Source organism: Kribbella yunnanensis (genome assembly GCF_039529655.1).
In the GTDB taxonomy this organism is placed as follows: Bacteria; Actinomycetota; Actinomycetes; order Propionibacteriales; family Kribbellaceae; genus Kribbella; species Kribbella yunnanensis.
The window spans coordinates 23,930-48,177 of the sequence record NZ_BAAANF010000042.1 but is presented as its reverse complement, the minus strand read 5'-3'; the positions used below and the strand labels follow the sequence as shown (position 1 = coordinate 48,177).

The window sequence follows — 24,248 nt, the reverse complement described above, 5'->3', positions numbered from 1 at the left end:
GCGCTGGGTTGGGGGAGGGCGGGGGAGTGGGTGAAGGGGTTAGGGGCGAGGGGCAGTGGCTGAGCCGCGGGAGGAAGGGAGCGAGGGTGCTGGGTTGGGGAAGGACGGGGAAGAGGTTGAGGAGGGCGCGAGGGGCGCTGGATTGGGGGTGAACCGGGAGAGCGGGAGAGGGGAGCGGGCTGGGGGTTAGGGGGTGGCGGGGGAGAGGCTTAGGTGGGCTAGTTCGGCGGCTACGGTTTCGGGGGTGGGGTGGGTGGACTCGGACACGATGCGGCCGTCTACCAGGAAGAGGACGCGGTCGGCGTATGAGGCTGCGACTGGGTCGTGGGTGACCATGACGATGGTTTGGCCGAGGGCTCGGGACTGGTCTCGTAGGAGCGCCAGGACTTCCAGTGCGGTCACGGTGTCGAGTGCGCCGGTTGGCTCGTCGGCGAAGGTGATTGCAGCGCGTCCGGCTAGGGCTCGGGCGATTGCGACTCGCTGCTGCTGGCCGCCGGACAGTTCGCTGGGGCGGTGACTGACCCGCTCGGCCAGACCGACGCGGCTGATGACCTCGTGGACCCATGACTCATCCGGCGACTTCCCGGCGAGGGTCAAGGGCAGGACGACGTTCTGTCGGACGGTTAGCGCGGGCATCAGGTTGAAGGACTGGAAGACGAAAGCGACGTGCTCACGACGCAGCTCGGTCAGCGCGGTCTCGTCGAGTCCCAGCAGCGACTGCCCGGCCAGCGTGACCTGACCGGACGACGGGGTGTCGAGACCGGCTGCACAGTGCAGCAGCGTGCTCTTGCCGGAGCCGGATGGCCCCATCACCGCAGTGAAGGAGCCCTCCGTGAATCCGTAGGTGATACCGCCCAGCGCGGTGACTGCGCCCGGACCGGTGCCGTAGACCTTCTGGACGTCCGTGAGCTGGACCGGGGCGTTCACACGCCCACCTGTACGTCGGTCTTGCGGTGGTACGACTCGTGCGTCCACCACAGGATCCCCACGACCATGCCCAGCCCCAGGTCGGACCACAGCCACCATGGCCAGTCGAAGTGCCCGAAGACGGCCAGCGTGACCCAGATGACGAACTGCACGACGCAGGTGACCAGCCAGACCCCGGTGACCGCCCGCAGCGCGACAGTCAGCCCTCGCGGCGGAGTGGCGTCGGCAACCCCGGCGAAGACCTGTCGCAGATCACCGCGGTTCCGGGCGTTGGCCAGCAACGGCAGACGGTCGCTGGCAGCAGGCGGGGTCAGCGCACCCCGCCGTACGGCGCTGTCCAGCTTGGCGGTCGCGGAGCGGCGGTCGGCGTCGGTGAGCACGACCTGGTCGGGGAGCAACAGCGGATCGAGAAGCACGGTGTTCATCGGAGGAGTCCTTTCGCGGAGTGGCTATGAGAAATAGCGTAGGGGTTGAACAGTTCGGCTCGCGGTGTGTTCAAGACCCGAAGAGGGGTGGAGTTAGCACCCCTCTTCCGCGGGGATCGACCGCTCCGGGCAACGGGTGCGGGAGGATGGAGACATGACCGACGACCTGCCACCCGGCCTCGCCCTGGCCTGGGGTGTGCAGCCGGTCGGCCGCCGGGGACCGAAGCCCGGTCTGTCGGTCGAGCAGATCGTCGCCACCGGCATCGAGTTCGGGGACACGGCCGGGTTCGAGGCGATCTCACTGCAGAAGATCGCGGCGCACCACGGCGTCACCACGAACGCGATGTACCGCTATGTGCGCTCCAAGGACGAGCTGATCGTGCTCGTCCACGACAAAGCGCTCGCCGCCCCGCCGGACCTACCAGCCGGCTGGCGTCCGGCCGCGACCGCCTGGGTGCACGCGCTCGTCGACCGATACGCCGAGCGCCCGTGGCTGCTCGACGTACCGATCCGTGGCGCGCCCAACACGCCGAACATGATGCGCTGGGCCGAGGTGATGCTGCAGGCCTTCGCCGAGACGCCGTTGAGCCAGCACGACGCTCTCGGCTGCCTGATGCTGCTCGACGGGTTCGCCCGCAACTACGCGAACCTGGCTCGCCAGATGGGCGCGAACGACGACGTGCCGGTCCAGGCCGAGCAGGTCGGCGCCTTCCTCGTCCCACGCCTCATCGAGCACAACTACCCCATGCTCGTCAGTCTCTACACCAACGCCGAGTACGAGGACGGCCTCGACGACGACCTCGAGTTCGGCCTCACCCGCACCCTCGACGGCATCGAGGTGCTGATCAAGGCAGGGTGATGCGGACCGGCCCTTCGGTCCGCGCGGCGACCCACTGGAGGTGGAATTCGCTGCCAGGGGCAACTTCCGGGCGGCGCTCCGGTTGCGTGCGCGGGTTGATCGGCGCGGTCAGCGTGGTCACGGCGGGTTCGGCCGGTACGCCGTTCGTCCGCACCGAGGCGATCACGTCGGCCAGCGCCTTGGCGGCCGGCTTGCGTTCGTGGTCGACGGTGAACAGGCCGAGGTCGTATTCGCGGTCGGGGAAGTCCAGCAACCGCCGGTCGATATCGTGCGACGACCACCACGTCACGCCGTACAAGGCTGGGTTCGGCAGCACGTGCTCGACCGTCCGCCGCGTGAACTCCGCCTGCAGTTCGACCGGGATGTCCGGCCCGGGCACGCCGACCTCCTGCAGCCAGACCGGCCGCGACGGATCCAGCGACGTCGCAGCCGCGAGCTCGACCAGGTAGTCGGCATGGCTGAGCGTCGCCGGACCCATCGGCCCGTCCACTCGGGAGACCCCGTTGAACACCCAGGAGTGGACCGTACTCAGATCACCGAGATCGACCGCATCGGTCGGCAGGAACAGGTGATCGGCCTTGTACCAGGCATCGTCGAACACCGAATGCAGCGCCAGTACGTCGGGCGCCGCCTTCCGCACGGTGTCGAGCAGTTCCACGGCCCACGAGGTCGACGCCCCGGCGGTGGTCGGGCTGTCGGGCCAGAGGTTGTTCACCTCGTTCCCGAGGGTGATCGCGAACAGGTTCGGCTTCTCCGCGACCGCGCGGGCCACGGTGTCGACGTACGCCGTCAGTCCGTCGCGGACCGTCGGATCCTCGAACAGGCTGGCCTTGTGCCAGGTGAGCACCCACGACGGCAGGAAGTCGAAGCTCGAAAGGTGCCCCTGGATCAGGTCGACCGCGACACTCAGCCCGTGCTCGGCCGCGGCATCGATCGTGTCGAGCAGATCCGTCAGAGCGCGCTCCCGGATGATCGCCCGGTTCGGCTGGATCCACGGCCAGACCGGGAACACCCGCACGTGGTCCAGGCCCAATCCGGCCAGGTCCGCGAAGTCCCGCCGTACGGCGTCGCCGTCGTAGTCGAGCCAGCTGTAGAACCAGCCGCTCGAAGGGACGTAGTTCGCGCCGAACCGCGGTTCCAAAGCCATGATCCGCATGCTAAATCGGTTTAGCCCTCAGGAGCAACCGAAGGATCAGGCCGGAGGGGCGGTGGACTCGCGGACGGTGAGGACGGGGTCGGCGGTACGGCGGTTGACCGGGACCTCGGGGTTGGCGATCACCTCGAGGAGGACCTCGGCAGCTTGGCGGCCGAAGTCGAACGTGTCGCGGGACATGGCGGTCAGGGCCGGGTGCATGAGCTGGGTGAGGATCGAGTCGTCGAAGGCGACGATCGACAGGTCGCCGGGGACCGAGACGCCCATCTCCATCGCCACGCCGAGCCCGGCGACCGCCATCACGTCGCTGTCGTAGACGATCGCGGTCGGGCGATCCGGCTGGGCGAGCAGCCGGCGGGTGGTCGCGGCGCCCTCGGCGTCGCTGAAGTCGGTGGTCAGGGACGGCGCGTCGAGCAGGCCGAGCCGCGGGGCCGCGTCGCGTACGGCGCGGATCCGCCGCTGCGTGTGCTGGAAGATCGGCGTACCAGCGACGTGGGCGATCCGGCGGTGACCGAGCGCGGCCAGGTACTCCACGATGGTCAGCATGGCGTCGCGGTCGTCGGCCCAGACGGAGGCCAGCTGCCCCTTGCCGCCGCGCCCGCCGATCACCACCGCGGGCAGCTCGAGCTCCTTGAGAGCGTCGATCCGGGGATCGCGCACGGTCAAGTCGACCAGGATCACGCCGTCCACGCGGTGCTCGGACGTCCAGCGCTTGTACACCTCGACCTCGGTCTCGGTGTCCTCGACGATCAGCAGTTGCAGCGAGATCGACTCCGCGGACAGCCCCGACTGCACGCCGGACAGCAGATGCGCGAAGAACGGCTCCACTCCGAGCGTGCGGGCCGGGCGAGCGATCACCATCCCGACCGAGTCCACCCGCGACGCGCCGAGCGCCCGCGCTGCGCTGTGCGGCCGCCAAGCCATCTGCTCGGCGATCCGCAGGATCCTCTCCCGGGTCGCGTCGCTGACACCGGGCCGCCCGTTCAGCGCGAACGACACCGCACCCTTGGACACGCCCGCCCGCTGTGCGATGTCCGCAATCGTCGGTCTGGCCACGGTACCTCCCTCACCCTTGACAGCGGATTCTACGATGTGAATAGTTCGGGAGCTATACCGGTTTATCAAACCCTGGAGAATCCCCATGCGTAGACGCCGTTCGGCGCTGGTGGCGTTGCTCGCCACCTCGGCCCTCACTCTGGCCGGCTGCGGCCTCGGCTCGTCCGACAGTTCCGGTGACGGCGGCGCCAAGCCGACCGTCGGCGCGGACGCCCAGGTGACCGGTGAGGTCTCCTTGCAGACCTGGGCCCTGAAGCCGAAGTTCACGTCGTACGTCGAAGGTGTGATCAAGGCCTTCGAGGCGAAGTACCCGGGCACCAAGGTGACCTGGTTGGACCAGCCTGGTGATGGTTACGACAAGAAGGTCCTGAGCCAGGCGTCGGCCGGGCAGCTGCCCGACGTGACCAACCTGCCGCCGGACTTCGCGCTCCCGCTGGCCAAGCAGAACCTGCTGCTCGACGTCGCCGCGGCCGACCCGAAGATCAAGGACGAGTACGTCGAGGGTGGCGTCGCGGCGTACCAGTATCAGGGCCTGAACGGAACCTTCGGTTACCCGTGGTACCTGAACACCGACATCGACTACTGGAACTCGGACAAGTTCGCCGCGGCCGGTCTGGACGTGAAGAACCCGCCGAAGACCTTCGACGAACTGCTCGCGGCCGCCAAGGTGATGCACGACAAGACCGGCGGCAAGGAATACCTGATGAGCCGGCTCCCGGGCATCGGCGACTTCACCAACGCGGGCGTGAAGATCCTGTCCGACGACGGCAAGAAGTTCACCTTCAACACCCCCGAGGCCGCCGCGCTGCTGGACAAGTACCGCGACGCCTACAAGGCCGGCTACCTGCCGCGCGACATCCTGACCCAGGAGTACCTGGGCAACTCCAAGCTCTTCACCCAGTCCAAGGTCGCCTGGACCACCGGTGGCGGTAACGCGATCCAGGACTTCACCAAGGACAACCCGTCGCTGAAGGGCAAGATCGTCCCGTCGCCGGCGCTCGACACCCCGCCGCTGTACGTGCAGGGTCTGTCGGTCTCGGCCAAGACCAAGAACCAGGCCGCCGCGATCGCGCTGGCCCGCTTCGTCACCAACGCCGAGAACCAGGCCGCGTTCGCGAAGATCGTGAACATCTTCCCGTCCACCAAGGCGTCTGCTTCGGATCCGTACTTCTCGAAGTCCGACGGTACGCCGGAATCCGACGCGAAGGTGCTCGCGTTCGAGTCGCTGGCCAAGGCGAAGTCGCTCACGCCGGCGATCATCAGCGGCGCGACCAACGACTTCATCGGCCAGCAGATCTCGCTCGCGATCTCCGGCAAGATCACCTCGCAGGCAGCCCTGGACGCGGCCGTCAACAAGGCCAACCAGCTGCTCACTCAGTAAGGGACACATGCGCTACCAACGCTGGTTTACCCCGTGGGTGCTGGTGATTCCAGCACTCACGTGGTTGCTCGTCTTCAACCTGTGGCCGTCGATCAACACGGTGATCCTGTCGTTCACCAACGCCAAGCCGTTAGGTGGCGGCACGTTCGTCGGACTGAAGAACTTCGAGACCCTGCTGCACGACGAGCAGCTGCGATGGGCGCTGCTGAACAGCGTCATCTACATGGTGGTCTGCCTGCCGTTCCTGACCGTCCTGCCGCTGCTGCTCGCCGTACTGGTCGAGAAGAAGCTGCCCGGGATCACGTTCTTCCGGACTGCGTTCTACACCCCGGTCGTCGCCTCGGCCGTCGTCGTGGCGCTGATCTGGCAGTGGATCCTGGACGACCGCGGCCTGGTCAACGGTCTGGCCGAGAAGCTCGGGTTCATCTCCGGGCCGCTGCCGTTCCTGTCCGACCAGTGGCTGTTGTTGCTCAGCGCAATCAGCCTGACGATCTGGAAGGGGCTGGGCTACTACATGATCATCTACCTGGCCGCCCTCGGGAACGTCGGCCGTGAACTGCACGAGGCGGCAGCAGTCGACGGCGCCGGCCCGCTGCGCCGGTTCGTGCACATCACGATTCCCGGCGTCCGCGGCACGATGATCCTGATCTCGATCCTGATCTCGGTATCGGCTCTCCGGGTCTTCTCCGAACTGTTCATTCTCAGTGGCGGCAAGGGCGGTCCGGGCGGTCGCGACAACTCGGTCGTGATGCTGATCCAGCAGTACAGCCAAGGCTTCGAGGGCAACCTCGGCTACGCCTCGGCCCTGTCCATCGTCCTGTTCTTCGTCACGGTGGTCCCGATGCTGGTGCTCGCCCGGCTCAACCGAAAGGGTGCGGAGGCATGACCGTCGTTACAGATCCCGCGCGGCCGGTCGCTGTGCCTCCGGAACCTAGTACGCCGAAGCGGCGGCGGAGCGGGACCTTCGGGTTCAACACCGTGTCACCGCGCGAGAAGGTCGCCCGGTACGTCCTGCTGGTGTTCGTGCTGCTGATCACGATCGGGCCGTTCCTCTGGCAGTTGTCGACCTCGCTCAAGGGTTCGGGCGAAGACATCTACACCCGGATCCCGCGCCTGCTCCCGTCGCAACCAACCTTCGACCACTACAAGGCGGTCGCCGACACGATCCCGGTCTGGGACTACGCGCGGAACTCGCTGGTGGTCGCCGTACTGGTTGTTGGCGGCAACGTCATCGGCGCGTCCCTGGCCGGGTTCGCGATCTCGCGGCTGCAGTTCAAGGGTCGCAAGGTGGTGCTCGGATTGTTCCTCGCCACGCTCGTCCTGCCGGGTGAGGTCACGATCATTTCGCAGTACGTGACGGTCCGGGAGTTCGGCCTGGCGAACACCCTGTTCGGTGTCGCCCTGCCCGGCATGATCGGCGCACTGAACGTCCTGCTGATGTACAACGCCTTCCGATCGCTACCGATCGAGGTCGACCAGGCCGCGATCGTCGACGGCGCGAACGCCTGGCAGCGCTTCCTCTTCATCGGCCTGCCCTCGGTCCGCGGAACCATCAGCGTCGTCGCGATCTTCGCCTTCATCGGCGCCTGGGACGACTTCCTCTGGCCCCTGATCGTCCTCACCGACCCCGACAAGTACACCCTGACCGTCGGCCTGCAATACCTCTCCGGCACCTTCAGCAACAACCCCCGCCTGATCGCCGCCGGCACGATGATCGCCTTCATCCCGATCGTCATCGTCTTCGCCACCCTCCAACGCTTCTTCTTCAAGGGCGTCGAGGAAGGTGCCGTCAAGGGCTAACCCCCAACCGACAGGACGTATACCCCCACCAGCCGTCGCCGCCGCGCTCACCAGCACCGCACCGACGTCCAGATCGGCGTATACGTCCTGTTCCTAGGAGGATCGCGTCGCGAAGGACACGTAGTAGGCGACCCGCCGAGTGCCGCGCACGCCTGCGGACCGGCGGCCGGCTCGCCCCGATGGGCACCACTACGTGTCGTTACCGACGTCGAGCGGGGATGCCGAGCCTTCGCCGCCCGGGCGTGCCGACGTCGAGCCGCGCCGCCCGGGCGTGCTGCCGAGTCTCCGATCGACAGGACGTATAGGGCTACTTGCCGGCCTCGCCACGCTCAGCACCGGCGGAATCGGCGTCGGATCGGCGTATACGTCCTGTTGTTATGCAGATCCGTAGCGGGTTGCTACGAATTGGCTTAGGCGGGTGGCGATGGTGGCTAGGGCGGCTCGGGCTGGGTGGCGGGAGTCCCAGGCGCTGACCAGGCGGACGGAGAGGGGACCGTCGGTGGTGCGGATCGATAGGGGGTGTAGATCGAACTGGGGGTCGTCGGAGACTACGGCGACTCCGCGGCCGGCGGCGGCCAGGGCCTGGGCGACTGTGCCGTCGGCGGCTTCGACGGGGTCGGCGTAGGAGAGGCCCTCGCGGCGGAGGGCGGTCTCCAGGGAGATGCGTGAGGTGAAGGTCGTGGGCGGGAGGATCAGCCGCTCGTCGACCAGGTCGTTCAGGCTGACTCGCGAGCGGCGTGCCCAGCGGTGGTTCGAGGGGACGCAGGCCCAGACGGGCAGCACGGCTAGGGGCTTGGTTTCGTACGGCGCTCTGGCGGGTGTGCTCGTCATCGCCAAGTCGGCCCCGCGGCCCAGTACCTCGGCTGCCGTCTGACCGTCCGCTTGGAAGACTTCGGGGGTCGGGTCGTCGGCGTCCAGGGTGGCGATGAAGGGTGCGACCACATCCCGCAGGGTCGTCAGGGGAGCACCGATGGTGATGCGGTCGAGTCGGCCCTGCGCTTGGTAGGTGGCGGCCACCCGGAGAGCGTCCGCGCGGGCGAGCACCTCCTGGGCGAGCGGCAGGAGGGCTTGGCCGGCCCGGGTGGGGGTCAGGCGACCGCCGGTGCGGTGGAAGAGCTCTACGCCGAGCTCCTGCTCGAGCTGCCGGAGCTGACGGGAGAGACCAGGCTGGGTGATGTGCAGTCGGTCAGCGGCGGCCGTGACAGTACCGGCGTCGACCGTCTGCACGAAGTACTGGAGGGTGCGCAGCTCCACCATGCCTCCCAAGCATGCAGATCGTGCGGGACAAGTATTGGACAGCATAGATCGAGCGTCGAAGACTGGATGGATGACGATCGAACAGCGGCGCATCCTGAAGACAGCGATTCCGGGGCCGGTCTCGGCCGGGCTGATGGCACGTAAACAAGGCGCGGTCGCGGCGGGCGTCGGTACGACGCTGCCGGTGTTCGCGGTGGCCGCCGACGGCGGGGTCGTGGTCGATGCCGACGGCAACCAGTTGATCGACCTAGGGTCCGGAATCGCGGTCACCACAGTCGGTGCAAAGGCGCCGCGCGTGGTGGAGGCGGTCAAGCAGCAGGTGGACGCGTTCACCCATACCTGCTTCATGATCACGCCGTACGAGGGCTACGTCGCGGTCGCCGAAACACTGAACCGCCTCACCCCGGGCGACCACGAGAAACGCACCGCCCTGTTCAACTCCGGCGCCGAAGCGGTCGAGAACGCGGTCAAGATCGCGCGCGCCTACACCGGTCGCCAAGCCGTCGTCGTCTTCGACCATGCCTACCACGGCCGCACCAACCTGACCCTCGCGATGACTGCCAAGAACCAGCCGTACAAGCGCGGTTTCGGCCCGTTCGCGGCCGAGGTCTACCGCGCGCCGGTCTCGTACCCGTACCGCGATGGCGGCCTGGACGGCGCGACCGCCGCCGCCCGGGCGCTCGACGTGATCGAGAAGCAGGTCGGCGGTACCGAGGTCGCGGCCGTGGTGATCGAGCCGATCCAGGGCGAGGGCGGTTTCGTCGAGCCTGCGCCCGGATTCCTGCCAGCGCTGGCCGAATGGTGCCGGGCCAACGGCGCGGTCTTCGTGGCCGACGAGGTCCAGAGCGGGTTCGCCCGCACCGGCGACCTCTTCGCCTGCAACCACGAGGGCGTGGTACCGGACCTCGTCGCGACCGCCAAGGGGATCGCGGGCGGTCTGCCGCTCTCGGCCGTGACCGGCCGGGCCGAGATCATGGACGCCCCGCAGGTAGGCGGCCTCGGTGGCACGTACGGCGGCAACCCGCTCGCGTGTGCCGCCGCGCTGGCGGCGATCGAGACGATCGAGGCCGACGGACTGGTCGCACGCGCGCGGCAGATCGAGGAGCTGATCAAGTCCCGGCTCCTGCTCGCGCAGAAGGAGGACGACCGGATCGGCGACGTCCGCGGCCGGGGCGCGATGATCGCGGTCGAGCTGGTGCAGCCCGGTACGTCGGAACCGGCGCCCGACCTGGCGAAGGCGGTCGCAACTGCTTGCCATCAGCAAGGAATCATCGTGCTGACCTGCGGCACCTACGGCAACGTCCTGCGCTTCCTGCCCCCGTTGACGATCAGCGACGACCTGCTGGTCGAGGCCCTCGAGATCGTCATCGCATCCCTGCGGGAGATCGCGTGATCAAGGTACTGAACCCGGCCGACCTGACCGTCGTCGGCGAGGTCCCCGACGGCACAACACAGGATGCGACCACAGCCGTCGATGCAGCCGCAAAAACCTTCCCTGCTTGGGCTCGCACCGCGCCAAGAGCCCGCTCCGAGATCCTGCACAAGACCTTCGAACTGATGCTGCGCGACCGCGACAAGCTGGCCGAACTCATCAGCCGAGAGAACGGCAAGTCCCGCGCCGACGCGCTGGCCGAGGTCGGTTACGCCGCGGAGTTCTTCCGCTGGTACGCCGAGGAAGCAGTCCGCCCGGGCGGTGACTACGGCTCCGCTCCGGCCGGCGGCGTACGGACAATTGTCACCGCCAAACCGATCGGTGTCGCAGCTCTCGTGACGCCGTGGAACTTCCCGGCCGCAATGGCGACCCGCAAGCTCGCCCCGGCCCTCGCCGCGGGCTGTACGGCGGTCCTCAAGCCGGCCGCCGAAACCCCGCTGACCGCGCTGGCGATCGCCGAGCTGCTCACGGAAGCCGGCGTACCCGATGGGGTTGTCACCGTCGTGACCACCACGGACGCGGCCGGCGTGGTCTCCACCTGGCTGTCCGACGTGCGAGTGCGGGTGATCTCGTTCACCGGCTCGACCCCGGTCGGCAAGGCACTACTGCGACAGGCGGCCGACCGAGTCGTCGTGACCGCGATGGAGCTCGGCGGCAACGCGCCGTTCGTCGTCACCGAGGACGCCGACCTCGAACAGGCCGTCGCAGGCGCGATGATCGCGAAGTTCCGCAACGGCGGTCAGGCCTGTACGGCGGCCAACCGTTTCTACGTGCACGCCGATGTCGCCGACCGCTTCACCGAGCTGTTCGGTCGCGAGGTCGAGAAGCTCGCCGTCGGCCCGTATACCCAGGGTGCGCAGATCGGCCCGCTCATCTCAGCGACCGCCGTACAGCGAGTCACGGCAGTTGTCGACGAGGCCGTCGCAGCGGGAGCCCGCATCACCCACCAGGCCGCCGTACCGGCTGCTCCCGGTCACTTCTACCCGCCGACGGTACTGCGCGATGTCCCCGACGACTCGACCTTGTTCACCGAGGAGATCTTCGGCCCGGTCGCATCGATCGCCACCTGGCAGTCCGACGACGAACTCATCGCCCGGGTCAACGAATCGGAGTACGGACTGGCCGGTTACGTGTACGCCGGTGAGCTCGGCCGGGCGATCCGGATCAGCGAGGCGCTCGACGTCGGCATGGTCGGCGTCAACCGCGGTCTCGTCTCCGATCCGTCCGCACCGTTCGGCGGTGTCAAACAGAGCGGGCTGGGCCGCGAAGGTGCTCGGGACGGACTCCGTGAGTACCAGGAGACGCAGTACCTGAGTATCGACTGGCCCTAAGTCAGCGGGCAGCAGTCGGGTAGACGGCCCCGGTGTACTTCTCGCCGGGGCCGGCGCCTGGTTCGTCCGGGATCGACGAGGCTTCCTTGAAGGCGAGCTGCAGCGAGCGGAGGCCGTCGCGCAGCGGGGCGGCGTGGTGATGACCGAGGGACGGCGCCGCGGCGTCGAGCAGGCCGGCCAGCGCGTCGATCAGGGAGCGGGCCTCGTCGAGATCCTTGTGCTCGGGGAGGTCCTCGGCCAGGCCGAGGTTGACGGCGGCCGCGCTCAGCAGGTGCAGGGCGGCGGTCGAGATGATCTCCACACTCGGTACCTCGGCGATGTCACGGGAGGCGGTTGCAGGCTGCGGAGTGGAGAGTTCGTCGGTCATGGTGTTACTGTTGCATAGCGACCGATCCGGTCTGGCGGTGCCCCATGGGTGGAATACCCGAGGAGCTCCGGTGGTTGGATCCAAGCGGAGGGCCACCTCCCACCCAGCTGATGAACAGTCGGCGGGTCCCGGTCAACGCCGAGATTCCGGTCTCGGCGATCGTACGGCGTACCACCGTGAAGCGGTTGGTGAGCCGGGGATCAGGGAATTGGGCCTTCGTGTGCACGTCGCACGAGGGCCTTTCGTCATTTCCGAGGGAGTCCCTGCGAAATGACGAGTGGCACCCGTATCAGAACAACCCAGGAGGACCCATCACCATTGAACTGCGCGTCAACGAGCGCATCCGCGTTCCCGAGGTGCGACTGGTCGGACCGAACGGTGAGCAGGTAGGCATCGTCCGGATCGAGGACGCACTGCGGTTGGCACAGGAAGCCGATCTCGACCTGGTCGAGGTTGCGGCCACGGCCCGCCCGCCGGTCTGCAAGCTGATGGATTTCGGCAAGTACAAGTACGAGACCGCGCAGAAGGCGCGCGAGTCCCGCCGGAACCAGACCAACACCGTCATCAAAGAGATGAAGCTGCGGCCGAAGATCGACCCGCACGACTACGAGACCAAGAAGGGTCACGTCGTCCGCTTCCTCCGTGCCGGTGACAAGGTGAAGATCACCATCATGTTCCGCGGTCGCGAGCAGTCGCGCCCGGAGCTCGGTTTCCGGCTGCTGCAGCGGCTGGCCGAGGACGTCAGCGAGCTCGGCTTCGTGGAGTCGAACGCCCGCCAGGACGGCCGGAACATGATCATGGTTCTCGGACCGCACAAGAAGAAGTCCGAGGCGCGCGTGGACGTGGACGCCGAGAAGGCGAAGAAGCAGGCCGAGCGTGAGGCCGAGCTGGAAGCGGAGCGCGTCGAGCGCGCCGCCCAGATCAAGGCGCACGAGGCCGAGATCGCCGCCGGCGCCACGAAGAAGCCGAAGGGTCCGGCAGACAACCTCGACCCGGAGTGACGGTTCGCTCCGGCCGGGGCGACCGGCCGGAGCACCACAGCACTGTGTTCGAGTCAACGAAAGAACAATTCAGGAGTTCATTAGCCATGCCGAAGATGAAGACCCACTCGGGGATGAAGAAGCGCGTCCGCGTCACGGGCTCGGGCAAGCTGCGCCGCGAGCAGACCGGTGTCCGCCACCTCGCCGAGGCGAAGTCGTCGAAGCGCAAGCGCCGGCTGAGCGGCACGGTCGAGGTCGCGCCGTCGTTCGCCAAGAAGGCCAAGAAGCTTCTCGGCATCTGAGGCTCCCGCCTCCACCGGGCCTCGGCCCTTCCCCCGAACAACCCCGCCGTACCGCCTCAGCACGGTCGCGGCGCAGAACCAAGGAGTAACACCTCATGGCACGCGTGAAGCGGGCAGTCAACGCCCACAAGAAGCGCCGGGTCGTACTCGAGCAGGCCAGCGGCTACCGCGGCCAGCGCTCGCGGCTGTACCGCAAGGCCAAGGAGCAGGTCACCCACTCGCTCGTCTACGCCTACCGTGACCGCAAGGCGCGCAAGGGCGACTTCCGCAAGCTGTGGATCCAGCGCATCAACGCTGCGGTCCGCGCCGAGGACTTGACCTACAACCGTTTCATCCAGGGTCTGCGCCTGGCCGAGATCGAGGTCGACCGCAAGATCCTCGCCGACATGGCTGTCAACGACCCGGCGGCGTTCTCCGCGATCGTGCAGCTGGCCAAGGCTGCCCTGCCGGCCGACGTCAACGCGCCGACCAGCGCGGCCTGAGCACTACCGTTTCCGGACGTAGCACCCGAGTGGCGAGCCCTGGTCTGCTGACCGCGCAATCCGTGCGGATCAAGCAGGCCCGGCGGCTCGCCACTCGTGCGTTCCGCCGCAAGACCGGCCGCTTCCTGGCCGAAGGCCCGCAAGCGGTTCGCGAGGCGCTCGAACATCGCGAGCTCGTCCTCGAGGTGTACGCCGAACCTTCCGTGGCCACGCGTCATCGCGATCTCCGCGACCTGGCCGCCGCGGCCGACGTACCGTGGTTCGACGTCGACCGGGCCGGCGTCGAGGCCCTGAGCGAGACCGTCACCTCACAAGGTGTCGTCGCGGTCTGCTCACTCGTCGACGTCTCCCTGGAGCAGGCGGTTCTCCCGACTGCCCGTCTGGTCGCCGCCGGCTTCCAGGTGCGCGACCCCGGCAACGTCGGGACCTTGATCCGTACGGCGGACGCCGCCGGCGCGGATGCCGTCGTACTGTCGACCGAGTCCGTCGACCCACACAATCCGAAGGCCGTCCGGGCCAGCGTCGGCAGCATCTTCCACCTGCCGATCACCGTCGACGCCGACCTCGCGACCGCCGCCACCACCTGGCGAGCCCAAGGCCTCCAGGTCCTCGCCGCCGACGGCTACGGCACCACCGACCTCGACACCTGCATCGACGACGGCACCCTCGCCAAACCCACAGTCTGGCTCTTCGGCAACGAGGCCCACGGCCTCCCCGACGGCTTCGACGCCTTCGTCGACCACTCCGTCAAAGTCCCCATCTACGGCCGCGCCGAGTCCCTCAACCTGGCCACCGCCGCCGCCATCTGCCTCTACGCCTCAGCCCGAGCCCACCGCCGATGACCGGCCTCCCGTTCGACGTACCCGGACGGTTCTGGCGCGGCAACCTGCACACCCACTCGGACCGCTCCGACGGCGCGCTGTCCCCATCCGACACCGCGACCATCTACCGCGACGCCGGCTACGACTTCCTCGCGATCACCGACCACTTCCGCCCTGAGTACGGCTACCCGATCACCGACACTCGAGACCTACGGTCCGACAACTTCACCACCCTGATCGGTGCCGAGCTGCACGCCCCGGCCACCGAGCTCGGCCAGGAGTGGCACATCATCGCCGCGGGCCTCCCGCTGGACTTCCCACCACCAGCCGACGGTGAGACCGGCCCGGAGATCGCCCGTCGCGCCCGCGCCGCCGGAGCCTTCATCGGAATGGCCCACCCGTCGGCCTCGCTCCTGACGCTCGCCGACGCCGAAAGCCTCGACGCCGCGCACTCCGTAGAAGTCCAGAACGCCCTGGCCGACGGCGAGAACCGCGGCGACAGCTGGCACCTCACCGACGTCCTCCTCAACCGCGGTCACCGCCTCACGACCTACGCCGCCGACGACGCTCACCTGCAACCCCAAGACCCGCCCCCGTGCCAAGCCTGGGTCCACGTCCGAGCAGAGTCCCTCATCCCGGGCGCCCTCCTGACCGCCCTCAAAGCCGGCCACTTCTACTCCAGCACCGGCCCCGAGATCCACGCCGTACACCTCGGCAGCGACAGCGTCACCATCCACTGCTCACCCGCCACCAAAATCCTCCTCACCGGCGGCCACCCCGGCGCCGAAGTCATCCAAGGCACTAACCTCACCGAGTGCACCTTTCCCCTGACCCTGTTCGCAGGCACCCACTGCCGCATCACCGTCGAAGACACCACCGGCCGCCGAGCCTGGACCAACCCCATCCATCGTTAGGTAGGGTGTAGGCAGCGCGCGCCAGGGCGCCTCTTCTTCGCGGCAAGCACTGAGTGCACCTGGGAGTACGACGAACTTGTGATGGCCGGTGACCCCTTCGGGACGGCCTGGTTCAGCGGAGCGGGTTGTCCTGGAAGGATCGTCATGTCGACCATGCCGCTGCCTGCGAAGGCGAGTTTGAGTCAGTTGCGGACGCGAGCCAAAGACCTGCGGAAGGCTGTCAGCAAGGGACGGCCGGATGCGATCGAGCGGGCTCGGGCGCACCATCCGGCGTACGTGGATGCGGAGAGCTTCACGTTGCGAGACGCGCAGCTGACGGTGGCGCGGGAGTACGGCGTCGTCAGCTGGGGTGAGTTGATGGGGAAGGTCGCCACCGAGCTGGTCGAGGGGCGCGAGCTGCATCGGTACTTCGGGGTTGAGCTCAACAACGAGACCTGGGATCTGCTCGACCAGATCGACGAGACCAGCCCGGTGCTCGACCAGGAACGACTCCTGTACGGCGCCTATGCCGCCTGCCTGCATTGGCTCGAAGCCGGTAACGAGGCGAACCATGTCCGCGGTGAGCACCTGATCGCCCGAGTCGCGTTGCGCATCGGTCGTGCTGAGCTGGGTCTGAGCCATGCCCGGCGTTGCCTGCAACTGGTCGAGACCCACCGTGACCAGATGGCCGACTGGGATGAGCCCTTCGCCCGCGAAGCCCTCGCGCGAGCTCTCGCCGCAACTGGTGCACCAGCCGAAGCCGGCGCCGAACTCCGCCGTGCCCGCCAGCTGACCGAACTCGTCGCGGACCCTGGCGATCGCGAAGTCCTCAACACCGAACTCGCCAAGGGCCCTTGGTTCGGCCTCACCGCGTGATCCGACCCCAGCGCCCGGGGGAGCTACTTCGGGCGCTGGGACTTGGCGGTCAGGCCGTCGAGGATCAGTTCGAGGCCGTAGGTGAAGGAGTCGTAGAACATGCCGTCGATGTCGCCGGTGGCGCGGCGGCGGGCGGACTCCTGCATGACGGGGTCGGCGATGTTCTGGGTGCTCTCGAGGACGTCGGCGGCGAGCTGATCGACGGACTGGCCGCCTCGGCGGGCCATCTCGCGGGTGGCGACTTCGCCGCCCGCGCTGCCGAGGATGAAGGACATCACGGTGCCGAGGGCGAAGTCGGCGGTGCGGCCGGTGATGCCGGCGGCGGCGATCAGGGCGAGGCCGCGGGTGCCCATCGTCATCGCGTTCGGGCCCATGCTCGGGCGGGTGTACATCACCTCGGGGAGCCAGGGGTGCCGCATGATCGTCGAGCGCATGCTGTGTGCGAACAGCAGCAGGCCGCTGCGCCAGCCGGCCAGTTCGGGTTCGGGGATGTCGATCTCGCCCCAGACCTCGTCGATGAGCAGGTCGATCAGGTCGTCCTTGGTCGGGACGTGCCAGTAGAGGCTGGTGGCGCCGGAACCGAGTTTGGCGGCGAGCTTGCGCATGCTGAGGCCGGCCAGGCCCTCGGCGTCGAGTGACTCCAGGGCGGCGCGGACGATCTGCTCCCGGGTGAGCGTCTCGCGTGCGGGTGCCGCCTTCTGCTGCCTGGTCCAGATCGATTCCTTCACGCAGAACATCCTACTGGAACACTGTGCGAGTTGTGTCGTACAGTGTGCGAGTGACTAGTACACCGTACGAGTCCACAGTGACCGGACACCCGCGACGCTGGTGGATTTTGCTGATTCTGTGTCTGAGCCTGATGGTGCTCGTCGTCGACAACACCGTGCTCAACCTGGCCATCCCGTCGCTGATGCGCGATCTGGGGGCCACTCCCGCCGACATCCAATGGGTGATCGACGCCTACATCCTGGCTTTCGCGGGTCTGCTGCTGACCGCGGGCAGCCTGTCCGACCGCTTCGGCCGCCGAAAGATGCTGCTGATCGGCCTGGTCCTGTTCGGCGCCGCGTCGCTGCTGGCCACGCTGGCCGACACGCCCTGGCAACTGATCGCCGCCCGAGGTCTGATGGGGGTCGGTGGTTCGCTGCTGATGCCGAGCACGCTGTCGCTGCTATTCACCGTGTTCCCGCCGGAGGAGCAGCGCAAGGCCATGGCCGGGTGGTCGATGGTCGCGATGGTCGGCGTGATCGCCGGCCCGACCGTCGGCGGCGTCCTGCTGAACCATTTCTGGTGGGGCTCGATCTTCCTGCTGAACGTGCCGATCGCCGTGGTCGCGATCATCGGTGCGATCGTGCTGATCCCGGAATCCCGCGGCCCGGCAAGGAACGTCGACCCGATCGGCGCCGTACTGACTGTCATCGGGATGGCGTCCGTCGTGTGGGCGATCATCGAGATCCCCACCAACGGGTTCGGTTCGGCGGAAGTCCTTGGTGCGCTGGTGGTCGGGGCCGTGGCGCTGACGGCGTTCGCGTTCTGGGAGAAGGGGAGCGCGCACCCGATGGTTCCGCTCGAGCTCTTCAAGGACCGCCGGTTCAGCGGGACGAGCTTCTCGATCGTGCTGCTGTCCTTCACCGCAGGCGGTCTGATGCTCGCCCTGACCCAGTACCTGCAGTTCGTCCTCGGCTACAGCCCGCTGAAGGCCGGCCTGGCGCTCATCCCGTACGCCGTCGCCGCGACCGTCTTCAACGTGCTCGGCGCGACGTTGGGCAAGAAGCTCGCCGACCGGACGCTGATCGCGCTCGGCCTGGCAGTCATCGCCGGTGCGTTCGCGATCCTGTCCCAGGTCTCCGGTACGACGGGTTACGGCCTGCTGATCGCTGGTCTGATGGTGATGGGGATCGGCGGCGGCCTCGCCGGACCGGCGGCGTACACGCTGTTGATGCAAGCCGTCCCCGCCGAACACCGCGGTGTCGGTTCCGCGATGAACGACACGGTCCAGCAAACCGGCGGTGCGCTGTCGGTCGCCGTACTGGGCAGTGTCCTGGCCGCCGCCTACTCCGCCAACCTGCCCGCCGCGGTCCCCGAAGCAGCCCGCGACTCCATCGCCGCCACCCTCGCCCTCGGCTCGGAGTTCGCCGCCGCAGCCCGCGAGTCCTTCACCAACGCCATGACCATCGCCATGACCGTAGGCCTGGTCGGCGCCCTAGCCGGAGCCCTCGTCGCCCTGCTCGTTCTCCCCGGCCGCCGCACCGCGACCCCCGAACCCGTCCTCGCCCCGTCCGAGTCCACCCCCGACCGCTGAACCCAGCCGACCGCTGAACCCAGCCCCGCGATGGTTGCCCCCTCAGCTGGGGGGTTGCCCGCTGAGATTCTCGATGGGCAACCCCCCAACCCAGGGGATAACCCCTCCGGTGGGGGGTTGGCGGGGAGGATCGGGGGTTGCCCGCTCAGATGGGGGGTTGCCTCTTGAGATTTCGCGGGGGCAACCCCCTGGCTCGGTGGGCAACCTGCGGTATGGGTGGGGGAACGTGCGGTACGGCGAGGTGGGGGCGGGCGGTGAGTCGGGGTGAGGGGGCGCGGGGTGGGGGTTGTGGACGGCCGATTCACGGTCTGGGGGTGGAACTTCTTAGACTGCAAGTCGCAGAAGTTCCGAACCGAGAGCGAGCCATGTCCGGTCCCAACACGCAGTACGACCCGGTCGAAGTGACGCCGTTGCATGCCGAAGCGCTGGAGCGGAGCCGCGACGAGGCGCTGAAGGCGTTTTCCGAGGCGGCCGATCTGGCTGCCCTGCAGGAGGCGAAGGCGGCGCACCTGGGCGAGAAGTCGCCGATCGCGCTGGCGAACCGGGAGATCGGGGCGTTGCCGCCGCAGGGCCGCAAGGAGGCCGGGCAGCGGATCGGTTCCGCGCGCAAGGCGGTCACCGAGGCGTTCGCCGCGCGGCTCGTGGTGCTCGAGGCCGAGCACGAGGAGCGGATGCTCGCGACCGAGCGGGTCGACGTGACGCTGCCGTGGCACACGCCGGAGCTCGGCGCGCGGCACCCGTTGTCGCTGATCTCCGAGCAGGTCGCGGATGTGTTCACCGCGCTCGGTTGGGATGTCGCCGAGGGGCCGGAGATCGAGGCCGAGTGGCTGAACTTCGACGCGCTGAACTTCCAGCCGGATCACCCGGCGCGGCAGATGCAGGACACCTTCTTCGTCGAGCCGGCCGGCTCCGGCAAGGTCCTGCGCACGCACACGTCGCCGGTGCAGGCGCGGTCGATGCTGACCCGCAAGCCGCCGATCTACGTGATCTGCCCGGGCCGCGTGTTCCGCACCGATGAGCTGGACGCGACGCACACGCCGGTCTTCTACCAGGTCGAGGGCCTGGTCGTGGACGAAGGCATCACGCTCGCGCACCTGAAGGGCACGCTCGACCACTTCGTCGTGTCGATGTTCGGTGAGGGCCTCGAGGCCCGCCTGCGGCCGAACTTCTTCCCGTTCACCGAGCCGTCGGCCGAGGTCGATCTGAAGTGCTTCGTCTGCCGCGGCGAGTCAGTCGGCAACCCGGATCGCCCGTGCCGCACCTGTGGCAGCGAGGGCTGGATCGAGTGGGGCGGTTGCGGTGTGGTCAACCCGCGCGTCCTGCGCGCCTGCGGGATCGACACCGACCGGTACTCCGGTTTTGCCTTCGGAATGGGTCTGGAGCGGACGCTGATGTTCCGCAACGGCGTCGAGGACATGCGGGACATGGTCGAGGGTGATGTGCGGTTCAGCCGCCAGTTCGGGATGGAGATCTGATGCGGGTCCCACTGTCGTGGCTTCGTGATTACGTCGAGCTGCCGGCCGAGGTGACCGGTCGTGCCCTCGGGGAGCAGCTGGTCCGGGCGGGTCTCGAGGTGGAGACCGTCGAGGAGTCCGACCTGACCGGTCCGCTGGTGGTCGGCAAGGTCCTGACGTACGAGAACGAGCCGCAGAAGAACGGCAAGACCATCCGCTGGTGCTCGCTCGACATCGGCAAGGACGAGCCGCAGTGGGTCGTCTGCGGTGCGCACAACTTCGAGGTCGGCGACCTGGTCGTGGTCGTGCTGCCGGGCGCGGTGCTGCCGGGCGGTTTCGCGATCTCCGCCCGGAAGACCTACGGTCACGTCTCCAACGGGATGATCTGTTCGAGCACCGAGCTCGGTCTCGGCGACGACGGTACCGACGGCATCGTCGTACTGGAGCCTGGTGAGGGCACCCCGGGCGACGACGCCATCGCGCTGCTGTCGCTGACCGATGACGTCCTCGACATCGCCGTCACGCCGGACCGCGGCTACTGCCTGTCGATCCGTGGTGTCGCCCGCGAGGCAGCCACGGCGTACGGCGTTCCGCTGAAGGACCCGGCCGCGCTGAAGCTGACCGGCTCGGGTGCAGGTGGTTACCCGGTGCGGGTCGACGACACCCACGGCTGTACGACGTTCGTCACGCGCACGGTGACCGGGATCGACGCGAAGGCGTTGTCCCCGCGGTGGTTGCAGAAGCGGCTGCTCGCGGCCGGGATGCGGCCGATCTCGATCGGCGTCGACGTGACCAACTACGTGATGCTCGAGCTCGGCCAGCCGATTCACGGTTACGACAAGGACCGGCTGAGCGGCGAGATCGTCGTACGGCGGGCCACGTCCGGCGAGAAGCTGGTGACGCTCGACGATCAGACGCGTGAGCTGGACACCGAGGATCTGCTGATCACCGACGATTCCGGCGCGATCGGTATCGCCGGGGTGATGGGTGGCGCGTCCACCGAGATCTCCGACACGACGACCGACGTGGTGATCGAGGCCGCGCACTTCGACCCGATCGTGATCGCGCGCGCGTCCCGTCGGCACAAGCTGTCGTCGGAGGCGTCGCGGCGGTTCGAGCGCGAGGTCGACCCGCAGCTGCCGCGGTACGCCGCTCAGCGGGTGGCCGATCTCCTGGCCGAGCTCGCGGGCGGCACCATCCTCGACGACGAGACCGTGGTCGACACGCACCCGCAGCCGGCGCCGGTCGTCATCCGCGCCGACCACGCTGCCCGCGTGGCCGGTGCGCCGATCACGATCGAGGAGACCCTGCGCCACCTGCACGCGGTCGGCTGCGAGATCGAGCCGGCCGCGGCGGACGCCGTACCGGCCGCGTTGGCGGTTGGCGTCCTTGCTCCGGCGATCGCGGTTGTGGGGGAGCGGACCGCTCCTGCGAGTCTGGCTGGGAACGATCTGCTGAGCGTGACTCCGCCGTCGTGGCGGCCCGATCTGCGGGACCCGAACGACTTTGCCGAGGAAGCGATTCGGCTGTTCGGGTATGACAACGTGCCGTCGGTGCTGCCGCCGGCGCCGGGTGGGCAGGGGCTGACGGTGTCGCAGCGGCGTCGCCGCCGGGTCGCGACCGCGCTGGTCGGGGCCGGGCTGACTGAGGTCGTGTCGTATCCGTTCACCGGTGCCGCCGACTTCGACGCGATGGGCCTGCCGGCGGACGATGCGCGCCGTACGACGGTCAAGCTGGTCAACCCGATCTCGGACGAAGAGCCGTCGATGCAGACGACTCTGCTCGCGACGCTGCTGCGGACTGCCGAGCGCAACACCGGCCGCGGTCAGACCGACCTGGCGATCTTCCAGACCGGCCTGGTCTTCAAGCCCAAGGCCGAGACGAAGGCCGCGCCGCTGTTGTCGGTCGAGGGTCGGCCGAGTGACGCTGACGTCCAGTCCCTGTACGACGCTCTGCCCGACCAGCCGCTGCATGTCGGGGTGGTGCTGACCGGTGCGTTGACCCCGACCGGTTGGTGGGGCAAGGGCCGTCCGGCCGGTTGGGCCGATGCGGTCCAGATCGCGCGTCTGCTCGCTTCGGCGGTTGGCGTCGAGCCGGTTGTGAAGAACGTCGAGCTGGCGCCCTGGCATCCGGGTCGCTGCGCGGAGTTCTCGGTCGACGGCAAGGTCGTCGGTCACGCGGGTGAGCTGCACCCGAAGGTTTGTCAGGCATTCGGCCTGCCGACCCGGTCGAGTGCGGTCGAGCTCGACCTGGAGGCGCTGATCGCGGCCGGTCCGGAATCTGTGACTGCGGTGCCGTTCTCGTCGTACCCGGTGGCCAAGGAGGACGTGGCGCTGATCGTCGCGGCCGACGTGGCCGCGGCCGAGGTCGAGGCGGCGCTGGTCGAAGGTGCGGGCGAGCTGCTGGAGTCCGTGCGGCTGTTCGACCTGTACACCGGTGAGCAGATCGGCGAAGGCAAGAAGTCGCTAGCGTTCGCCCTCCGCTTCCGCGCCACCGACCGCACCCTGAAGGACACCGAGGTCGCGGAAGCCCGCCAAGCCGCGGTCCAGGTTGCGGTGGAACGCTTCGGCGCCGTCCAGCGAGTGGGCTGACGTTCGATGAGCGGGGCACACCCGCGAGTTGCGGTGGCAGCGCCTAATGCTGCCGCCGCGGAGGCCGGCGTGCGGGTTGCTGCTGAGGGTGGCAATGCGGTGGATGCGGCGATTGCGGCGACGCTTGTCACGATGGTGAATGAGATCGGCGTCGTGTCGCCGGCCTCGGGTGGGTTCGTGACCCTGCAGGTTGCGGGATCTGAGGCGGTGACGATCGACGGGTGGGTCGAGATGCCCGGCCGCGGTCTGGCGCCGGAGTCGTTCGGGCGTGGCGTCTGGGATGTCACGACCGACTACGGCGGCGGTACGACGACCACTGTCGGGCATGGTTCGGTCGCGACCCCCGGCGGGTTGAAGGCGCTCGACCTCGCGCACCGGCGGTCGGGGAAGGCGCCTTGGCGCGAGGTTGTGCAGCCGGCGATCGAGGTGGCTCGGGACGGGTTCCCGCTCAGCCGGACCTCCGGGTACTACCTCGGGTTCACCCACGAGATCATCTTCGGCTGGCATCAGCCGAGCCACGGCGTCGTGCACGACGAGGACGGCACGGTCATCAAGGCCGGTAGCACGGTGATCATCCCGGAGCTGGCCGAGGCGCTGCAGCTGATCGCTCGCGACGGCGCCGAGACGCTGTACACCGGTGAGCTGGCCCAGCTGCTGATCCACGACATGGCCGAGAACGACGGCATCCTCAACGCCGAGGACCTCGCGGCGTACGAGGCGATCGTCCGCCCGGCGCTCATGGTCCGGCAGAACGGCTGGCGCCTCGCCACCAACCCGCCACCGGCCGTCGGCGGAGTAGCAGTCGCCGCAATGCTCGCGCTGCTGGACGGCGTCCCGGCCGACGGCAGCTGGAATCCCACCGAGCTCGAGCGACTGGTCGACGTACAGCATGCGGTTCTCGGGCGGCGCCTTGCTGAGCTGGATGCGGAAGACGTCCGGCAGTTGGAAGGGCAGAAGCTGCTCGAGCTCGCGTCGGCTGGTGATCTGCGCGCGCTCACCTCGCCGAGTACGGCGACGGTGTCGGTGGTGGACGACGAGGGTGACGCCTGCGCGATCACGGTCTCGTCCGGCTACGGCTCCGGCGTACTGACTCCCGGGACCGGCATCTGGCTGAACAACGCGCTCGGCGAGCAGGAGCTGCTGCACGGCGGTCCGCACAGCCTCGCGCCCGGCACCCGCCTCACCTCGAACATGGCACCGAGCGTGGCCCGCCGCGACAGCGACGGCGCCGTACTGGCCATCAGCTCGCCCGGATCGGACCGGATCCCGACCGCGCTCGCGCAGGTCTACGCGCTCTACACGCACGGCGGGCTGCCGCTGGCGGAGGCGGTCGAGCACCCGCGGCTGCACGTCCGGGTCCGCGACGACGTCATCGTCGACTACGAGGACGACCTGCCATTGGCCGGTACGACGAACCTTCCCTCCCGCCCGATGCCGCCGCACTCCATGTACTTCGGTGGAGTCGCAGCCGCCTTCTGGGACCCGTCGGAAGGCCTCATCGCGGTCGGCGACCCCCGCCGTACCGGGGCCGTCGCGATCTCCCCGCCTGACTAACATTTGGG

23 protein-coding genes are annotated in these 24,248 nt (G+C 68.4%); 16 read left to right on the top strand and 7 right to left on the bottom strand.

Going from position 1 to position 24,248, the window contains the following annotated elements:
* Window positions 1-186: 186 nt before the first annotated feature.
* Together ABD231_RS41660 and ABD231_RS41655 are read right to left on the bottom strand one after the other, a co-directional pair.
* Window positions 187-927 carry an ABC transporter ATP-binding protein gene (locus ABD231_RS41660; protein WP_344165924.1) on the bottom strand — a complete coding sequence of 247 codons (741 nt, stop codon included), beginning with the start codon at window positions 925-927 and terminating at the stop codon, window positions 187-189.
* A complete protein-coding gene (locus ABD231_RS41655; protein ID WP_344165923.1) occupies window positions 924-1,352 on the bottom strand; it encodes a DUF1707 domain-containing protein in 429 nt (142 codons plus the stop codon). The genes ABD231_RS41660 and ABD231_RS41655 overlap by 4 nt, the downstream gene beginning before the upstream one ends.
* 154 nt (window positions 1,353-1,506) lie before the next feature.
* Here ABD231_RS41655 and ABD231_RS41650 point away from each other — a divergent pair, with 154 nt between their 5' ends.
* On the top strand, window positions 1,507-2,211 hold the full coding sequence (locus tag ABD231_RS41650) for a TetR/AcrR family transcriptional regulator (protein WP_344165922.1): 705 nt from the start codon (window positions 1,507-1,509) through the stop codon (window positions 2,209-2,211).
* Here ABD231_RS41650 and ABD231_RS41645 read toward each other — a convergent pair.
* Together ABD231_RS41645 and ABD231_RS41640 are read right to left on the bottom strand one after the other, a co-directional pair.
* Complete coding sequence (locus ABD231_RS41645; RefSeq protein ID WP_344165921.1) at window positions 2,198-3,358, bottom strand: glycoside hydrolase 5 family protein; 1,161 nt, start codon at window positions 3,356-3,358, stop codon at window positions 2,198-2,200. The genes ABD231_RS41650 and ABD231_RS41645 overlap by 14 nt on opposite strands.
* 45 nt (window positions 3,359-3,403) lie before the next feature.
* A complete protein-coding gene (locus ABD231_RS41640; protein ID WP_344165920.1) occupies window positions 3,404-4,420 on the bottom strand; it encodes a LacI family DNA-binding transcriptional regulator in 1,017 nt (338 codons plus the stop codon).
* An 85-nt stretch (window positions 4,421-4,505) separates the two neighbouring features.
* Between ABD231_RS41640 and ABD231_RS41635 the strand changes: the two genes are divergently transcribed.
* From ABD231_RS41635 to ABD231_RS41625, 3 genes are read left to right on the top strand one after another with little or no spacing between them, the layout of a single operon-like run.
* Window positions 4,506-5,801, top strand: coding sequence for an ABC transporter substrate-binding protein (locus tag ABD231_RS41635; protein ID WP_344165918.1), 1,296 nt, complete (start codon window positions 4,506-4,508; stop codon window positions 5,799-5,801).
* 7 nt (window positions 5,802-5,808) lie between these two features.
* Window positions 5,809-6,687 (top strand): carbohydrate ABC transporter permease, encoded by an 879-nt coding sequence (locus ABD231_RS41630; protein WP_344165916.1) that lies wholly within the window; start codon window positions 5,809-5,811, stop codon window positions 6,685-6,687.
* Window positions 6,684-7,601: a carbohydrate ABC transporter permease gene (locus ABD231_RS41625; RefSeq protein ID WP_344165914.1), complete on the top strand. Its 918-nt coding sequence runs from the start codon at window positions 6,684-6,686 to the stop codon at window positions 7,599-7,601. The genes ABD231_RS41630 and ABD231_RS41625 overlap by 4 nt, the downstream gene beginning before the upstream one ends.
* 375 nt (window positions 7,602-7,976) lie before the next feature.
* Here the strand turns inward: ABD231_RS41625 and ABD231_RS41620 are convergent, their stop codons facing one another.
* Entirely contained in the window at window positions 7,977-8,858 is an 882-nt protein-coding gene (locus tag ABD231_RS41620) for a LysR family transcriptional regulator (RefSeq protein WP_344165912.1), read from the bottom strand.
* 70 nt (window positions 8,859-8,928) lie between these two features.
* Between ABD231_RS41620 and gabT the strand changes: the two genes are divergently transcribed.
* Together gabT and ABD231_RS41610 are read left to right on the top strand one after the other, a co-directional pair.
* Window positions 8,929-10,251 (top strand): 4-aminobutyrate--2-oxoglutarate transaminase, encoded by a 1,323-nt coding sequence (gene gabT / locus ABD231_RS41615; RefSeq protein WP_344165910.1) that lies wholly within the window; start codon window positions 8,929-8,931, stop codon window positions 10,249-10,251.
* Complete coding sequence (locus ABD231_RS41610; RefSeq protein WP_344165908.1) at window positions 10,248-11,621, top strand: NAD-dependent succinate-semialdehyde dehydrogenase; 1,374 nt, start codon at window positions 10,248-10,250, stop codon at window positions 11,619-11,621. The genes gabT and ABD231_RS41610 overlap by 4 nt, the downstream gene beginning before the upstream one ends.
* 1 nt (window position 11,622) lies before the next feature.
* Here the strand turns inward: ABD231_RS41610 and ABD231_RS41605 are convergent, their stop codons facing one another.
* Window positions 11,623-11,988, bottom strand: a complete 366-nt coding sequence (locus tag ABD231_RS41605; protein ID WP_344165906.1) for a DUF1844 domain-containing protein — start codon at window positions 11,986-11,988, stop codon at window positions 11,623-11,625.
* 263 nt (window positions 11,989-12,251) lie between these two features.
* On the opposite strand from ABD231_RS41605, the gene infC reads away from it, so the two are divergent.
* The 6 genes from infC (at window position 12,252) to ABD231_RS41575 (ending at window position 16,342) form a co-directional block, all read left to right on the top strand.
* Entirely contained in the window at window positions 12,252-12,989 is a 738-nt protein-coding gene (gene infC, locus ABD231_RS41600; RefSeq protein ID WP_344166058.1) for a translation initiation factor IF-3, read from the top strand.
* 86 nt (window positions 12,990-13,075) lie between these two features.
* Window positions 13,076-13,270, top strand: coding sequence for a 50S ribosomal protein L35 (gene rpmI, locus ABD231_RS41595; RefSeq protein WP_132169842.1), 195 nt, complete (start codon window positions 13,076-13,078; stop codon window positions 13,268-13,270).
* Between the two features lie 95 nt (window positions 13,271-13,365).
* A complete protein-coding gene (gene rplT / locus ABD231_RS41590) occupies window positions 13,366-13,752 on the top strand; it encodes a 50S ribosomal protein L20 (protein ID WP_132414996.1) in 387 nt (128 codons plus the stop codon).
* A 29-nt stretch (window positions 13,753-13,781) separates the two neighbouring features.
* Window positions 13,782-14,594, top strand: a complete 813-nt coding sequence (locus ABD231_RS41585) for a TrmH family RNA methyltransferase (protein ID WP_344165903.1) — start codon at window positions 13,782-13,784, stop codon at window positions 14,592-14,594.
* Window positions 14,591-15,487, top strand: a complete 897-nt coding sequence (locus tag ABD231_RS41580) for a CehA/McbA family metallohydrolase (RefSeq protein WP_344165901.1) — start codon at window positions 14,591-14,593, stop codon at window positions 15,485-15,487. The genes ABD231_RS41585 and ABD231_RS41580 overlap by 4 nt, the downstream gene beginning before the upstream one ends.
* Before the next feature lie 144 nt (window positions 15,488-15,631).
* Window positions 15,632-16,342 (top strand): hypothetical protein, encoded by a 711-nt coding sequence (locus tag ABD231_RS41575; protein WP_344165899.1) that lies wholly within the window; start codon window positions 15,632-15,634, stop codon window positions 16,340-16,342.
* 23 nt (window positions 16,343-16,365) lie between these two features.
* Here the strand turns inward: ABD231_RS41575 and ABD231_RS41570 are convergent, their stop codons facing one another.
* Window positions 16,366-17,070, bottom strand: a complete 705-nt coding sequence (locus ABD231_RS41570; protein WP_344165897.1) for a TetR/AcrR family transcriptional regulator — start codon at window positions 17,068-17,070, stop codon at window positions 16,366-16,368.
* Window positions 17,071-17,120: 50 nt separating this feature from the next.
* On the opposite strand from ABD231_RS41570, the gene ABD231_RS41565 reads away from it, so the two are divergent.
* The 4 genes from ABD231_RS41565 (at window position 17,121) to ABD231_RS41550 (ending at window position 24,240) form a co-directional block, all read left to right on the top strand.
* Window positions 17,121-18,641: an MFS transporter gene (locus ABD231_RS41565; protein ID WP_344165896.1), complete on the top strand. Its 1,521-nt coding sequence runs from the start codon at window positions 17,121-17,123 to the stop codon at window positions 18,639-18,641.
* Between the two features lie 365 nt (window positions 18,642-19,006).
* Entirely contained in the window at window positions 19,007-20,116 is a 1,110-nt protein-coding gene (gene pheS / locus ABD231_RS41560; RefSeq protein ID WP_344165894.1) for a phenylalanine--tRNA ligase subunit alpha, read from the top strand.
* The gene (pheT, locus tag ABD231_RS41555; protein ID WP_344165892.1) at window positions 20,116-22,686 is read left to right on the top strand and encodes a phenylalanine--tRNA ligase subunit beta; all 2,571 of its coding nucleotides are present in this window, start codon (window positions 20,116-20,118) and stop codon (window positions 22,684-22,686) included. The genes pheS and pheT overlap by 1 nt, the downstream gene beginning before the upstream one ends.
* A gap of 6 nt (window positions 22,687-22,692) precedes the next feature.
* Window positions 22,693-24,240: a gamma-glutamyltransferase gene (locus tag ABD231_RS41550; protein ID WP_344165890.1), complete on the top strand. Its 1,548-nt coding sequence runs from the start codon at window positions 22,693-22,695 to the stop codon at window positions 24,238-24,240.
* Window positions 24,241-24,248: the final 8 nt, after the last annotated feature.

What these genes read in the sequence shown, in the direction of transcription:
- pheT (WP_344165892.1), top strand. Translation starts at nt 20,116, where the DNA reads ATGCGGGTCCCACTGTCGTGGCTTCGTGATTACGTCGAGCTGCCGGCC.
- ABD231_RS41620 (WP_344165912.1), bottom strand. Translation starts at nt 8,858, where the DNA reads ATGGTGGAGCTGCGCACCCTCCAGTACTTCGTGCAGACGGTCGACGCC.
- ABD231_RS41625 (WP_344165914.1), top strand. Translation starts at nt 6,684, where the DNA reads ATGACCGTCGTTACAGATCCCGCGCGGCCGGTCGCTGTGCCTCCGGAA.
- gabT (WP_344165910.1), top strand. Translation starts at nt 8,929, where the DNA reads ATGACGATCGAACAGCGGCGCATCCTGAAGACAGCGATTCCGGGGCCG.
- pheS (WP_344165894.1), top strand. Translation starts at nt 19,007, where the DNA reads ATGTCCGGTCCCAACACGCAGTACGACCCGGTCGAAGTGACGCCGTTG.
- ABD231_RS41635 (WP_344165918.1), top strand. Translation starts at nt 4,506, where the DNA reads ATGCGTAGACGCCGTTCGGCGCTGGTGGCGTTGCTCGCCACCTCGGCC.
- rpmI (WP_132169842.1), top strand. Translation starts at nt 13,076, where the DNA reads ATGCCGAAGATGAAGACCCACTCGGGGATGAAGAAGCGCGTCCGCGTC.
- ABD231_RS41645 (WP_344165921.1), bottom strand. Translation starts at nt 3,358, where the DNA reads ATGGCTTTGGAACCGCGGTTCGGCGCGAACTACGTCCCTTCGAGCGGC.
- ABD231_RS41650 (WP_344165922.1), top strand. Translation starts at nt 1,507, where the DNA reads ATGACCGACGACCTGCCACCCGGCCTCGCCCTGGCCTGGGGTGTGCAG.
- ABD231_RS41550 (WP_344165890.1), top strand. Translation starts at nt 22,693, where the DNA reads ATGAGCGGGGCACACCCGCGAGTTGCGGTGGCAGCGCCTAATGCTGCC.
- ABD231_RS41630 (WP_344165916.1), top strand. Translation starts at nt 5,809, where the DNA reads ATGCGCTACCAACGCTGGTTTACCCCGTGGGTGCTGGTGATTCCAGCA.
- ABD231_RS41655 (WP_344165923.1), bottom strand. Translation starts at nt 1,352, where the DNA reads ATGAACACCGTGCTTCTCGATCCGCTGTTGCTCCCCGACCAGGTCGTG.
- ABD231_RS41575 (WP_344165899.1), top strand. Translation starts at nt 15,632, where the DNA reads ATGTCGACCATGCCGCTGCCTGCGAAGGCGAGTTTGAGTCAGTTGCGG.
- ABD231_RS41605 (WP_344165906.1), bottom strand. Translation starts at nt 11,988, where the DNA reads ATGACCGACGAACTCTCCACTCCGCAGCCTGCAACCGCCTCCCGTGAC.
- ABD231_RS41580 (WP_344165901.1), top strand. Translation starts at nt 14,591, where the DNA reads ATGACCGGCCTCCCGTTCGACGTACCCGGACGGTTCTGGCGCGGCAAC.
- rplT (WP_132414996.1), top strand. Translation starts at nt 13,366, where the DNA reads ATGGCACGCGTGAAGCGGGCAGTCAACGCCCACAAGAAGCGCCGGGTC.